The following is a 13,479-nucleotide window of genomic DNA, read 5'->3' on the forward strand; positions in this document are numbered from 1 at the left end:
GATCAATGTGAAATTCAGCATGGCCTAGCACACCGCGTACCCGTGCTGCGCTGAATCAAAAACCTACTAGGAGACACAGGATGCGCATTTCTAGAGTTGATACCGGCTGGCCACACTTTCGACTGATTCAACTGCTATTGCTATGGCTCGTTATAGGCTTGGGCAGTGCCACAGCGCAAAGCTATCCCGAAAAGTCCAAACCGATCCGTTTGGTAGTGCCTTTCAACGCGGGGAGTTCAACCGATGCCATCGGCCGCGCTTTGGCGCGGGGTATGGCCGAGGTCGCCGGCCTCAACGTGGTGGTTGAGAACATGCCAGGCGCTGAGGCCGTCCTCGGCACGCGGGCGGTCAAGCAGGCGGCGCCTGATGGGTACACGATGTTGTTGACGACACTCTCAACACACGCGGTCAATCCCCACATGCTGCCCAAGCTGCCCTACGATCCGATCAAGGACTTCGTGCCGCTGGTGGGTGTGGCTCAGGGGCCATTGGTAATGAGTGTTGGGCCAGCGTTTCCATTCAAGTCGGCGCGGGAATTTTTTGCCGCGGCGCGCGCTAACCCGGGCAAGTACACGTTCGGCAGTGCGTCGGCCACGACGCGGCTAGCAGGTGAGATGCTAGGACAGGCAGCCGGAATCCGACTGCTGGCGGTGCCGTACAAGAGCTTCAGCGACCTGATGACGAATCTGGTCGCCGGCGAGATCCACTTCACGATCGCCGATGTTGGCGGGATGAAGCCGTTCTATGGCTCCGGCGTGCGCCCGCTGGCAAGTGTGAGCGGTAAACGCATTCCTGCGTTCCCAGACGTGCCCACGATGCAAGAGGAAGGCCTGCCCTCTTACGAAGCCTCAGTCTGGTTTGCCACCTACTTTCCAGCGAATACGCCGCCGGCCATCGCGGAGAGGATGCGCGACCTCTTGAACGACGCCGCGAAAACAAAGTACGTCACCGAGGTTCTTTCCACCTCTTCGTTAGAGCCAATGCCGCTGGCTGGCCAGGAACTCGACGCGTTTCAGCGGGCGGAACTCGAGAAGTGGGGCAAGGCGGTGCGCGCCGCCAACCTCGGTCCCAAACAGTAGCCGCCCGACCGCTCGCGAACATCATGAACTACTTCAACCGCTTCTTCGGCGCGCCCGCGATTCGGGTCACGTTCCTCTGGCTCATGCTGGGCATGGGTTGTGCAATGGCTCAGACCTATCCTGACAAGGCTATTCCGCTCAAGATCGTGGTCCCGTTTGGCCCTGGATCATCTTCGGATGTGATCGCGCGGGCGTTCGGCAGGGCTATCTCGGAGGTCTCTGGTCTGCACGTGATCGTTGATAACAAGCCTGGTGCTGATACGGTCATCGGCATCCAATCGGTGCTCAATGGAGCTGCGGACGGAAATACGCTGCTCCTCGTGAGCAGTTCGACGACGGTCCTGAATCCGCTGATGGTGCCGAACCAGCCGTTCGACATGCTGCGCGACTTCGTCCCGCTCGTCGCGATCGCAAAAAACTCTCCGGCATTCAACTTGGGACCCAGCACGCCGTTCAAGTCCGTCCGCGAGTTCGTCGCGGCGGCAAAGGCAAGGCCCGGTAAGTACACCTACGGGAGCGCCAGCACCACATCCTTGCTGGCCGGTCAGCTTTTGGAAGCGCGGACGGGAATCGAGATGCTCAACGTGCCTTACAAGACCACCACGGCCGCACTGACCGCGTTGGCAGGCGGCGAAGTCGATCTCGTGCTGGTGGATATCTCGAATGTGAAATCACTTCAGGAGGCCGGGCGAGTAAGGGCACTCGCGGTTGGTGCTCCGGCCCGTCTCAGCGGCCTTCCGCAACTTCCAACAATGATCGAGGAAGGTGTTCCCGACTATCAGATCACCTCTTGGTTCGGCACTTACTTCATCAATCGCACGTCCTCCGAAAAGGTGGCAGCCATGCGTGAAATCCTGCGCAAAGCAGTTAAGTCTCAGGCGTACATCGATGCATTGACAAAGGTCAACCTGGAGCCGTTCGATCTCATCGGAGAGGACCTCACCGCGTTGGCGAAGGCCGAGATTGCAATTTACGGAAAGATCATCCGCGCTCCCAAGGCCCAAAGCAAGTAGGCCGCCAAGTACTCTGATTTGCTAGAAAAGGAAAGTTGTATGAGCTCCAAAGACCTCTCTCATGAGTTTGCATCGTTCGTCGCAAGCTGTCGCTTTGAAGACCTGCCGGAAGACGCGATTGAATCTGCTAAGAAAAGCATCCTCGATCTGCTCGGCGTAAGCTTGGCCGCAAGCGGCACGGTACCCGCGGTTGGCGCTGTAGTTGATCTCGTTCGCGAAAATGGTGGCATCCCGGAATGCAGCATTCTTGGATCGAGGGAGCGCGCGCCGGCCCTCATGGCTGCCTTTGCAAATGGCGCGATGGCGCACGCCCTGGATTTTGACGATATGGGCGCCGATGGTCATCACCCGAGCAGTTCGATCATTCCGGCAGTTTTCGCTGCTGCCGAACATGCAGGCAATGTGTCCGGAAAGACTCTCATCACGTCGGTAGCGCTTGGGCAGGACATGTTTCTGCGGATGCGGCGTAACGTCGCGGAGCGTCAAGACTGGCTCATGACTACCGTGCTCGGTGTTTTTTCCGCGACGGCGAGTGTGGCGCATGTGCTCGGGCTCAACGCGGACCAGGTTTCCAATGCCTTGGGTATCGCCAGCTTGGGCTCGTGCGGCACCCTTGAGATGCGCTACGGAAGGGAGAGTGATTTAGGACAGCTGTATGCGGGCTTCATGGCGAAGAGTGCGGTCTTGTCCGCATTGCTGGCGCGCAAGGGCGTTACTGGAACGCAGAGCGTCTTCGAAGGTAAGGCCGGCGTGATGAACGTCTACTTCGGCGGCAAGTACGACCGTACCCGGATGCTCGCCGACCTCGGGCACAGCTTTGCAGGCAGCACGCTCCAGTACAAGCCGTGGCCGGTTTGCGGGCTCGCAAACACCTACATCCATGCAACCCTGCAATTGATCCGGAAGCACAAGCTCGTTGAGAGCGATATTCGCGATATCCGCCCGTATGTCGGCGACTTCTCGCAGCGGATGTGCTATCCGCTCGAGGAGCGTCGTTGCCCTGCAACGCCCATGGACGCACGGTTCAGCCTTCCTTTTGTATTGGCGGCGGCCATCGTGCATGGCGACGTAAAAGCGTCGCATTTCACGGAGTCGGGATTGACCGATGCAGCCGTGTTGGCCGCCGCTCTGAAGGTTGTGCCGGTGGATGACAGCAGCATGGATTGGACTGGCGACATGCCCAACGCGCGAGTCGACATCGTTACGCGGGACGGTAGGACATTGACGGGCACAGGAGACGGCACTCCTGGGAGCAGAGATAACCCAATGGGATGGACCGAGCTCTCAAAAAAGTTCGCCGAATGCGCATCACTCGCTGCCAATGCACCATCCAATAAGACGATTCTCACGGTGCAGGAAATGGTTCGATCACTTGAGAAGCTAAGCGATGCTACCGAGCTCATGCGCTCCTTGACTTGATGCCGCGCCAACGCAACACATCAAACAAATAGAAAAAGATAAGGAGACAATATGAAGGCTATCGAGTCAAGAAGAAAGCTAAGCGGTGCCTCGATCGGGAACTTTGGCGAAGCCTACGACTCGCCGTCTTCGGACTTTCGGTTCCATTTCTCGCGGCTCACTTCTTTCCTGGCAGCGACCCGTCAACAGCGATTCTCAGCGCTTTTGCGGTCTATGCGGTCGCTTTTGTAGCGCGACCGGTGGGAGGCCTGATCTTCGGCTACATGCTCGACCGGATCGGGCGGGTCAAGGTCTTGGCCATGACGATCTGGTTGATGGCCATGGGGACGGCAGCTATCGGACTGATCCCGACTTACGAGTCCATTGGACTGGCCGCTCCCTTGCTTCTTGTGATCTGCCGGTTGGCCCAAGGTTTTGCAGTCGGCGGAGAGATTACCGGGAGCACCACCTTTATTCTGGAGTCGGCTCCAGCCGGGCGAAGAGGAACGTGGGTGGGCATCATCTATTTCTTTGCCAACATCCCTAACGCTCTTGTCGCGCTCATGTTGCTCAGCATGCAGCTACTCATCGGCAAGGAGACGTATCTCGAATGGGCATGGCGCGTGCCATTCCTTCTGGGCGGTTTGATCGGCATCATTGGATATTGGCTTCGACGTAACCTGGAAGATCCGGAAGAGTACAAACGAGCATCGCGAACCGTTGAGTCTCGCAATCCGCTCCGTGCCGTTACGCGCTCAGGGGTGCGGTCGATGCTCTACGTGGCGATGATCCTTCCCGTTCAGTCGGTGGCTTCGTATCTACTTCTTGGATTCATGTACACCTTCTTGGTGAAACAGGTCGGACTTGACTCCACATCCGCACTCCTGGCCAATGCTGCAGGAATCGTTGCCTACGCGATATTCATTCCGATCGGAGGCGCACTGAGCGACCGCTTTGGACGAAAGAAAGTACTTTCGGTCGGCGCGTTGTGGATCGGAGTTCTTGCTTACGTTTCTGTTCGATTGGCCGCAAACGGCTCACTCTTGGAGGCAGTCGCGGGGCAGGTCATCCTCGGAATTGGCATCGGCCTGTATGGCGGAGCTTGCTTCGTTACCTGCGCCGAATTTTTCCCTACGTCCTTTCGAGCTACGGGCCATGCCATTGCATATCAGCTAACGGTCGCGGTGCTTGGTGGCACAGCTCCTCTCGTATGCGCATGGCTGATCAACGTGTTTCATTCACCCTTCGCGCCCGGATGGTATGTCGCGGTTGTCGCACTGGTAAACATAGTTTTGATCCAATTTGTGCCTGAAACAAAGGAGGTAGATCTGCGAACCTCCATCGACTCTGCTCCACCAGCTGTACGCTCCTCTCAAGGGGTTGGACCAGTCCTGCGTGACTTGAAATGAGCACAGAGGATTCATCTATGGAAATCTACGACTACATCATTGTTGGAGCCGGTTCCGCAGGGTGCGTACTCGCACGCAGCCTCAGTGAAAATCCCCAGAATCGGGTTCTTATGCTCGAAGCTGGTCCACCATCCGACCGGTTCTGGGTTCGAACGCCCGCAGGGATGGCAAAGCTCTTCTCTCACAACGAGCTCAACTGGAAATATTTCACCGAGCCAATGCCGGAACTCGGTGGTCGGAAGATGTACTGGCCGCGTGGCAAGGGACTGGGGGGCTCGAGTTCAATCAATGGGATGATTTTCATCCGCGGCCATCGACGGGATTTCGATAACTGGAGGGATCTCGGCAACCCGGGATGGGGGTACGACGATGTTCTCCCCTTCTTCAAATCAATTGAACACAACGAACGCGGACCGGACGAATACCGCGGGTCAGGCGGGCCCTTGCATGTCAGCGACCCATTGGTGAAGGTGTCTAGTTCCTATGACTTCATCGAATCAGCCAATCGGTTTGGCATTCCGAAAACCGACGACCTCAACGGTGAGCTGCACGACGGCGTTGGGTTCATTCAACACACCATCGAGGTGGCCGGCGCGAGTCGGCGTACTACGCATTTCTGAAGCCCGTTCTCGATCGCCCCAACCTGACCGTCCTCACCGACTGTCTTGTTCATAGGGTCGTTTTCGAGGGCAATCAGGCAATTGGCGTCGAGGTGGAAAACAACGGTCGCAAGCAGACCATTCAAGCTGCCAGGGAAGTGATCCTGTCAGCGGGCTCCCTGAATACGCCCCAGCTGCTGATGTTGTCAGGGGTGGGGCCTGCAGCAGAATTGCAGAAGCACGGCATCAAGCAGGTTCAGGAGTCGCCCGGCGTGGGAGCCAATCTTCAGGATCACTTCTACGTGCACACGGCTCACCGTTCGACAAATGCGAGCTGCTACAACCGCAACCTTCGTGGACTGCGGAAATACCTTGAAGGTGCCCGCTATCTGTTGACTGGGGGCGGCTACTTGGCACTGGGAACATCGCAAGTCGCCGCCTTTGTCAAAAGCAGCCCTGAGATGGACTACGCCGATCTTCAGATTAGCTTCCGGCCCATGACCTTTACCTTCCACTCCAGTGGGCATGTCGAGGTGGACCGCGAGCCAGGATTGGGTGTGTCCGTTTTCATTCTTCGTCCACGGTCTACGGGTGTGGTCACATTGAACTCCGCCAATCCGGCAGAACCACCCAAGCTCACGCCGAACTTTCTGAAAGAGGAGGACGACGCCCGCGTCATGATTAGCGGGATTCGCCAGATCCGCGAAATCATGGCCATGGCGCCCATCGCCGGCCGTGTGCTCGGCGAGTGCCTGCCAGGTCCGAAGGTTCAGTCCGACCAGCAGATGATGCAGTACATGGTGGAAGCCGGGAATACGGCCTCGCACCAGACGAGTACCTGCAAGATGGGGCAGGACTCCATGGCGGTAGTGGATGAACGGCTCCGCGTCAGAGGTTGCTATCGACTGCGCGTCGTGGATGCCTCGATCATGCCTCACGTGACCTCCGGGAATACCAATGCGCCAACCCTAATGATTGCGGCGAAGGGAGCGCACATGATCCGCCAAGATGCGCTTCCAAGGCGTGCCGTCAGTTCTCGGCAACTGGACGCTGTTTAAAAGAAAGTGGAGCAGCGCTCCTAGCACCAAGAGAGGATTTTCGAGCATGCCCAAGCAATCAATCGAATGGCATTCGACCGGGAGTGGCAAAGACGAATACCCCCGAATCGGACTTTTCCTGGACGGCGAATGGGTCTATGACCGCGCAGACGCCGGCGTTGTGGTCAATCCGAGCACTGAGGAAGTCCTTGCAACCGTTCCCAAGGCCACTGATTCAGATCTGCAACGCGCCCTGGGCGCGGCAGCTCGCGGATTCCTGATATGGCGAGATACGGCGCCGACGGAGCGTGTTCGGGTTATGCAGAGAGCCTTGCACCTACTGCGTGAGCGAAAGGAATCGATTGCACGGATTTTGACTCTCGAGCACGGAAAACCGTTGTCCCATGCACGTGCGGAGATTGAGCGCTCGTTGAACTTCTATGAATGGGAGATGGGTCAAGCCCTGCGTGCTTATGGCGCCATCGTGCCGAGCGCGCCACAGATGCAGAAAATGGTGACGCGGCAGCCTATTGGGCCGGTTTTCGCTGCCACTCCGTGGAACTCTCCCATGGGCTCAGCGGCGCGCAAGACCAGTGCGGCCCTCGCGGCAGGTTGTTCGGTGATTCTGAAGCCTGCAGAGGAGACGCCAGGCACGGCGTGCGAACTCGTCAGGTGCTTCGAGGAGGCAGGATTGCCTGCAGGGGTGCTCAATCTCGTCTTGGGTGATCCTGAGCACATCTCATCCGTGCTGATTGCGTCGCCGGCGGTTCGCATGGTTACGTTCACCGGCTCGACCGGCGTTGGAAAGCACCTGACGCAACTGGCGGCGAAGGTCATGAAACCGGTGGCGATGGAACTCGGTGGCCATGCGCCGGTCTTGGTGGGAGAAAACGTTGATGCAGTTGCAATCGCCCGGATGGCGGCAATCGTAAAGACGCGAGGTTCGGGGCAAATCTGTACTGCGCCTTCTCGGTTCATCGTGCATCGCAACTCCTACTCGGAGTTCGTGGCAGCGTTCGGCAAGGCGCTCGACGAACTGCGCATGGGCGATGGTCTTGATCCAGAAGTCGAGGTCGGCCCTGTATCCAACGCCAGAAGGCTGGCCGCCGCGCAAGCCTTGGTTGCCGACGCGAGACAACGTGGGGCCCGCGTGGTTGCAGGTGGCGATCGGGTCGGGGATCGAGGTTTTTTCTTTGCGCCCACATTACTGGCCGAAGTGCCGCTGGACGCAGACGTCATGACAACTGAACCGTTCTGCCCCATTGCCGCTTGCGTGTCGGCGGCTGACCTTGACGAGGCGATTGCCATCGCCAACAGTTTGCCTTTCGGTCTTGCTGGGTACGCCTTTACAAATTCGCTGGAAGAAGCGGAGCAGATCAACAGGCGCTTGGAGTGCGGCATGCTTTCGATCAACCACTTCGATACTCCTGATGCCGATACCCCGTTCGGAGGAGTCAAGGAGAGCGGGCTCGGCCGTGAAGGAGGTCCAAACAGTTTGGATGCGTACCTGGTCACCAAAACCATTCTTCAGTACACCGCAAAGGTCTGAACGCTCATGGCCTCCGGTAGACGAAGCTCGCGCGGTTGCTGCACAGCAACTGCGCTTCCCGCAAAAATTGACGCTGTCGATGATGGGTGGATGTTGATGCGCAGCCCTTGCTCTGGGATAGACGCAGCGGTTGCTCCGATGGGCAAGCCCCTATTGACGTACAGGCCGGGGACGGGAGCGTCACGGCTGCTGGAAGATAGTCGCATGGAGGCGGTCGGATGCGTATTCAAAGACGAGGGCTAGCGCGAGCCTCATCTCAAGGAGCTCCGAGAAATACTGCCGCGTGAGTTTGCATGTTCCGTCCAAAGCGAGGCCGGTGACGATGCTGAGTGAGCCCAGTGTCCCGCTGCCATCGATGCCCGAGCGCTGATGCAGCACGGGGGGGCATGGTTAGTCGAGATGATTGCTTCCGTGGCGCGAAATTCAGAGTCCCTTCATGGTCCGTGACGCCAACGACGTGCCGGCCTTCCTAGAGCAGGGATCTACCCACCCCGCCGCACCTTTCAATAGTAGGATGGGGCAGAGAGGCGATCGGCAAGCACGCACCTAGCCGAGCCCGCTCCGACGACGCGGTAGTCGTAGGCGGGCATCACGCGGGCGCAGTCCCTCAATCTTTTGCCGCCAGCGATTGGGCGCGGCGGTCCAGCCACCAGCCGACAGGATCCGGCCAATGTGCATAGCCTCCTGCGGGATCCAGTTGTGTGCGGGCGACGTTTGGCCAGTTCGGGTCTCTGAGAGCTTCGCGGCCGATGGCTACTATGTCGGCCCGTCCACTGTCCACAATCTCCGCCGCTTGCGCGGGCTCGAGAATAAGGCCGACGGCCACCGTGGCAATACCCGCGTCCAGGCGGACGCGTTCTGCAAAAGGAACCTGGAAGCCGGGTCCCCGTGAAACACGCGCGTTGACGGCCGAGCCACCCATTCCACCGGAGGAGCAGTCGATTGCATCCACCCCCCGCAGCTTGAGTTCTTGAGCCAGCGCAACCGTGTCATCGAGAGACCAGCCTCCTTCGACCCCGTCGACCGCCGAGACCCTAACCAGCACCGGCCTGTCCTCAGGCCAGATCGCCCGCACGACGTCGATGATTTCGAGGAGAAAGCGCATCCGATTCTGCAGACTTCCACCGTATTCATCGGTGCGATGGTTGGCGACGGGGGAAAGAAACTCATTGATCAAGTAGCCATGAGCCGCGTGGACTTCGATGATCTCGAAGCCTGCACGAAGCGCGCGTTCTGCGGCCGCGGCGTATTGTGTGACCAACTCGCGCACCTCCGCCGTTGTCAGCTCTCGAGGCGTCGGAGCGCTGGGCGTGTAGGGAAGGGGGCTGGGTGCTACTACGGTCCAGCCCTTTTCGCCGCGCAATTTCAGATCTGTTTCATCGAGAGCCCGGGCGCCACCATGCCAAGGCCGCGTCGAGCTGGCCTTGCGGCCTGCATGTTGCAACTGAATTGCGGGAATACTGTCCTGGGCTTTGATGAAGTCCGTGATGCGTTTGAGGGGCACGATCTGTTCATCGTTCCAGATCCCGATATCGCCATAGCAATGACGGCCGTCCGGAACGACCGAAATCGATTCGGTCATCACAATGGCCGCACCACCGGCGGCCAATCGGCCGTAGTGCATCAGGTGCCAATCATGGGCCATACCGTCCTGGCCGGCGCGGTAGGTGCACATGGGGGAAATCATGAAGCGGTTCTTCAGAGTGATCCCACGCAGGGCAAACGTTTGGAAGAGCTTTGTCATTACGGTCCTCAGTCAACAATGATGTGTTTTTCAATCGCCAGTCTTTTCCACATGGCATAGTCTTGGCGCACTCGCTGCGCGAGTTCTGGAAGGCTTCCTTGAACAGGAGCGGCGCCATCGGGCTTTAGAAGCGTCTGCACTTCCGGGCTTCGCGCGGCTTCGGTTGCCTCCCGATGAAGGCGCTGCATTAGTGAAGGCGGAATGCCCGCGGGCGCAAAGAGTGCATACCAGATGTTGGCGTTGTATCCGGGTGCGGCAATTGCCATGGGCGGCAGTTGTGGAAAAGCGGGATTCGGCTGGGCGGATGTAACCGCAATCGGGACCACTCGTCCGGAACTCAATTGCGACGCCAATGCAGAGTAGGAGCCAATTGTCAGTCCCACTCGTCCCGCCGCGACGTCGATCAGTGCGGGCGCTGTGCCGGTATAGGGTATGTGGCGCAGCTGAATCTTGGCGGCGTCGTTGAGAAGTTCGACGCCCAAGTGCCCGATAGAGCCAATTCCGGGCGAGCCGTATGTGATTCCATCAGGACTTTTCTGCGCGGCCGCGACCAAATCCTGCGGCGTCTTGATTTTCGACAACGCGGATACGCCGACAAGCATCGGGCTTTCTGCGATGAAGGAAAACGGCAGCAGATCGGTTGTGACATCGAATAGCTGCCTCTTCGACGTAGCCGCACCTGTCACCAAGCTAGTCGAATGAAACAGCAGCACCGATCCATCTTTCGGTCCTCTGGCAACTGCAGCAGCACCGATCAGGCCACCATTGCCCGGTCGGTTCTCGACAATGACATTTGTGGCTAATCGTTCACTCAATTGCTTGGATACGACTCGAGCGATTACATCGCTGCCGCCTCCAGCGGCGAAAGGCACGACGATCTTTATCAGTGCTGGTATGTGCTCTTGTTGAGCCGAGGCGATCGAGGAGATGGCGAGAAGTGAAAGCGCTGCAAGGAAGGCGCGACGCCGGCTGCCACTGGGCGGCTGGCCAAAAATTAGGCGTTGGGCCAAGTGCTGATAGTGTGCTCGAAGCATTGTGAGGTCCAGTCTCAAGGTGATCAATCTCTCAAGCTGCATTCAGCGAGCCGACCAGCCGCCGTCCAGCGTCCACGCGGCCCCTCGCACCTCTGAAGCATGGGGGCCACACAGATAGGCGACCATTGCTGCAACATCCTCACTGGGGATGTAGTTGCCCGATGGCTGTCTCAGGGCCATGACCTGACGTTGAACTTCCTCTGGGGACTGCCGCGTCTCTAAGGCCTGCTTGCGGTGCGACTCGCGCACTCGGTCGTTGCCGACCAGTCCTGGGCAAACGGCATTGCATGTGATCGCTGTCCCCGCGGTTTCGAGTGCGACCACCTTGGTCAGTCCAATCAATGCATGTTTGGTCGCGACGTAGCCGATGCGATTGGGCACTGCAACCAGCCCGAGTACAGACGCTACATTCACGATACGCCCCCAGCCTCGAAGGCGCATGCCGGGCAAAGTGCAACGGATCGCGTGGAACGGTGCACTGAGATTGACTGCCACCTGATGGTCCCAGGCCTCAATGCCGAAGGACTCCGTCGGCGCTTCGATCGAGTAGCCGGCGTTGTTAACCAGTATGTCGACGCGGCCACGGCCGTGTGCGTGCGCTGCATCGACCAGATCTTGAACTTCGACTCTGCACGATACATCTGCCTGGTGATGAGTGACGCGCACGCCGTGGCGCTTCTCCAGAGAGGCGCGGAGGTCTTCTATCGCGCCATCTATGCCGAATCCGTTCAGCACCAGATCCGCACCCTGCTTCCCGAGCTCGTCTGCGATGGCTAGTCCGATACCTGCGGTTGAACCCGTGACCAAGGCGCAGCGGCCATTAAGAGGCCGTGTGCTCAAGTTGTCCTCCTGAACGATCGTGCCTGGTTTGCGCCAAGGCGAGGCATCGCGAGCTGGGCTTCCTTTGTGGTGAGGCCTCTCGGTGCATGGGCGGGCGCTACATGTTTGCGTGTCGAGGACGCCATGTTGTCTCCATTTTTTTGATTCGATAAGTCGCAGTATGCGGGATTTTAGAAATAAATTCAACTCCAGATCAGAGGACTTCGTTTTTCCCGTGAGTGTGGCAAGGCTGGACCCATGGCTGTAAGTCAGAAATTTGGGTCTTGAAAGAAATCCAAAAATATGGGATAATTGGATTTCCTCGACGAAGTGCTAGGAGTAAGTCGTCGATGGACCAACTATCGAAAGAGAGAAGCTGTCCTATGAACTCATTGACCGCCCAAGCCGGGCAATTTCTTGCCGACGTCAGGTACGAGCAGTTGCCTGTGGAGGTTCTTCCCGCTGTACGTGACGCGTTCACGGACACCATCGGTGTGATCATGGCTGGCATCGATCAGCCCATCTCCGGCATCCTCCGCAAGACGATCGTGGAACCAGCTGGCCGCCAGGAATCCCGCGCCTGCCTGTCCACCCATCTCGTCGCCGGTCCCGATGCGGCATTGCTCGGCGGTGCTGTGGCGCATTGCCTCGACTATGGTGTGCAGACCATGTCTGGCCATCCGGCCGGCGTTCTGGTCCCCGCCATCCTCGCCGAAGCCGAAGTCCTGGGGGCGAGCGGCAAGGACATGGTGACTGCATTTGTCGCAGGCTACGAGGTCTGGTGCGAACTATGGCGTCGCAATCAGAACTATCACAGCGCCGGTTGGCATCCCACTGCGGTCTTGGGCCCGCTCGCTTCCGCGGCAGCCTGCTCCGTGCTGCACCGCTTGTCAGCCAATCAAGCGACGATGGCTTTGGCCATCGCCGCTAGCCACGCCGGCGGCCTGTTCTCGAACTTCGGTTCGATGACGAAGGGCTACCACTCTGGCATGGCGTCGCGCAACGGCTTGGTTGCCGCCCGCCTTGCCGCAGCAGGCATGACCGGCAGCGTGGACGCGTTGGAGAATGTGCAGGGATATCTGACGGCGTTTTCGTCCGGTGGTGTGCCGGATCGTGAATCGCCGTCCAAGCTGGGCAAGGAGTGGTATCTGCCCAAGCACAAACTGCAGTTCAAGATGCACCCGACCTGCTTCTTCGAGCATCGTTCGTTCGAAGGGACCGTCAAGATGCTGCAAGGTCGCAACATCGATCCGCGTGACATCGAGTCGGTGGAAGTGGAGATGGGTCGTGGCCAGGTCACCTGTCTCGTGCATGAGCGTCCGCAGAACATGTTCCAGGCGCAGTTCAGCGGGCAGTTCGCTATTGCTGCCGCAGTGATCCTCGGCAAGCTGGGTGTCGCAGAAACCGCCGACGAAGTCGTGCTGCGCGACGACATGCAGGCTTTCTATCCGAAAGTGAAGCTGAAGGCGGTGGACGAGTTCGATCCGCGCGATCCGGTCTTTTCGCCGACTGAGTCAGTCACTATGAGGCTGCGCAATGGTGAAGTACTGGAAAGCGGGCCGATCGCGACGGTACCCGGCTACGCCAGTGCACCGCTCACGACCGAGGAGCTGTGGGGGAAATTTGTCGATTGCACCGACAAGACCCACAGCAAGACGGAAGCACGTGAGCTGTTCGACTTGCTCCAGAAGGTGGATTCACTTGACTCGGCCAAGTCGCTGCCAAGCTGCACTTCGATTTTTAAGGACTGACATTTGCCGCGGCTGCCGGCCGCTTGCGGTCGGCCCAGGAACCCGCG

At 58.8% G+C, this 13,479-nt stretch carries 12 protein-coding genes; 8 read left to right on the forward strand and 4 right to left on the reverse strand.

Annotated features, from left to right (window positions below; genetic code table 11):
* The first annotated feature begins 80 nt into the window (after nucleotides 1-80).
* The 7 genes from BMG07_RS10950 (at nucleotide 81) to BMG07_RS10975 (ending at nucleotide 8,084) form a co-directional block, all read left to right on the forward strand.
* The gene (locus BMG07_RS10950; RefSeq protein WP_198084592.1) at nucleotides 81-1,079 is read left to right on the forward strand and encodes a tripartite tricarboxylate transporter substrate binding protein; all 999 of its coding nucleotides are present in this window, start codon (nucleotides 81-83) and stop codon (nucleotides 1,077-1,079) included.
* A 23-nt stretch (nucleotides 1,080-1,102) separates the two neighbouring features.
* The gene (locus BMG07_RS10955; RefSeq protein WP_198084593.1) at nucleotides 1,103-2,092 is read left to right on the forward strand and encodes a tripartite tricarboxylate transporter substrate binding protein; all 990 of its coding nucleotides are present in this window, start codon (nucleotides 1,103-1,105) and stop codon (nucleotides 2,090-2,092) included.
* A 39-nt stretch (nucleotides 2,093-2,131) separates the two neighbouring features.
* Nucleotides 2,132-3,511: an MmgE/PrpD family protein gene (locus tag BMG07_RS10960; protein ID WP_198084594.1), complete on the forward strand. Its 1,380-nt coding sequence runs from the start codon at nucleotides 2,132-2,134 to the stop codon at nucleotides 3,509-3,511.
* A gap of 191 nt (nucleotides 3,512-3,702) precedes the next feature.
* Nucleotides 3,703-4,899 carry an MFS transporter gene (locus tag BMG07_RS10965; RefSeq protein WP_374221260.1) on the forward strand — a complete coding sequence of 399 codons (1,197 nt, stop codon included), beginning with the start codon at nucleotides 3,703-3,705 and terminating at the stop codon, nucleotides 4,897-4,899.
* A gap of 17 nt (nucleotides 4,900-4,916) precedes the next feature.
* Nucleotides 4,917-5,519 carry a GMC family oxidoreductase gene (locus BMG07_RS44050; RefSeq protein WP_374221258.1) on the forward strand — a complete coding sequence of 201 codons (603 nt, stop codon included), beginning with the start codon at nucleotides 4,917-4,919 and terminating at the stop codon, nucleotides 5,517-5,519.
* Nucleotides 5,516-6,556 carry a GMC family oxidoreductase gene (locus BMG07_RS44795; protein WP_374221261.1) on the forward strand — a complete coding sequence of 347 codons (1,041 nt, stop codon included), beginning with the start codon at nucleotides 5,516-5,518 and terminating at the stop codon, nucleotides 6,554-6,556. Before BMG07_RS44050 ends, BMG07_RS44795 begins: the two co-directional genes overlap by 4 nt.
* A 46-nt stretch (nucleotides 6,557-6,602) precedes the next feature.
* Nucleotides 6,603-8,084 (forward strand): NAD-dependent succinate-semialdehyde dehydrogenase, encoded by a 1,482-nt coding sequence (locus BMG07_RS10975; RefSeq protein ID WP_198084595.1) that lies wholly within the window; start codon nucleotides 6,603-6,605, stop codon nucleotides 8,082-8,084.
* 180 nt (nucleotides 8,085-8,264) lie between these two features.
* Here the strand turns inward: BMG07_RS10975 and BMG07_RS10980 are convergent, their stop codons facing one another.
* The 4 genes from BMG07_RS10980 to BMG07_RS10995 form a co-directional block, all read right to left on the reverse strand.
* Nucleotides 8,265-8,462 (reverse strand): hypothetical protein, encoded by a 198-nt coding sequence (locus tag BMG07_RS10980; RefSeq protein WP_198084596.1) that lies wholly within the window; start codon nucleotides 8,460-8,462, stop codon nucleotides 8,265-8,267.
* A 229-nt stretch (nucleotides 8,463-8,691) separates the two neighbouring features.
* A complete protein-coding gene (locus BMG07_RS10985) occupies nucleotides 8,692-9,828 on the reverse strand; it encodes an NADH:flavin oxidoreductase/NADH oxidase (protein WP_198084597.1) in 1,137 nt (378 codons plus the stop codon).
* Nucleotides 9,829-9,836: 8 nt separating this feature from the next.
* The gene (locus BMG07_RS10990; RefSeq protein ID WP_269758845.1) at nucleotides 9,837-10,880 is read right to left on the reverse strand and encodes a tripartite tricarboxylate transporter substrate-binding protein; all 1,044 of its coding nucleotides are present in this window, start codon (nucleotides 10,878-10,880) and stop codon (nucleotides 9,837-9,839) included.
* A gap of 24 nt (nucleotides 10,881-10,904) precedes the next feature.
* Nucleotides 10,905-11,702, reverse strand: a complete 798-nt coding sequence (locus BMG07_RS10995; protein WP_198084598.1) for an SDR family NAD(P)-dependent oxidoreductase — start codon at nucleotides 11,700-11,702, stop codon at nucleotides 10,905-10,907.
* A 362-nt stretch (nucleotides 11,703-12,064) separates the two neighbouring features.
* Here BMG07_RS10995 and BMG07_RS11000 point away from each other — a divergent pair, with 362 nt between their 5' ends.
* A complete protein-coding gene (locus BMG07_RS11000; RefSeq protein ID WP_198084599.1) occupies nucleotides 12,065-13,432 on the forward strand; it encodes an MmgE/PrpD family protein in 1,368 nt (455 codons plus the stop codon).
* Nucleotides 13,433-13,479: the final 47 nt, after the last annotated feature.

This window comes from Variovorax sp. E3 (assembly GCF_016082275.1).
Taxonomy (GTDB): domain Bacteria; phylum Pseudomonadota; class Gammaproteobacteria; order Burkholderiales; family Burkholderiaceae_C; genus Variovorax.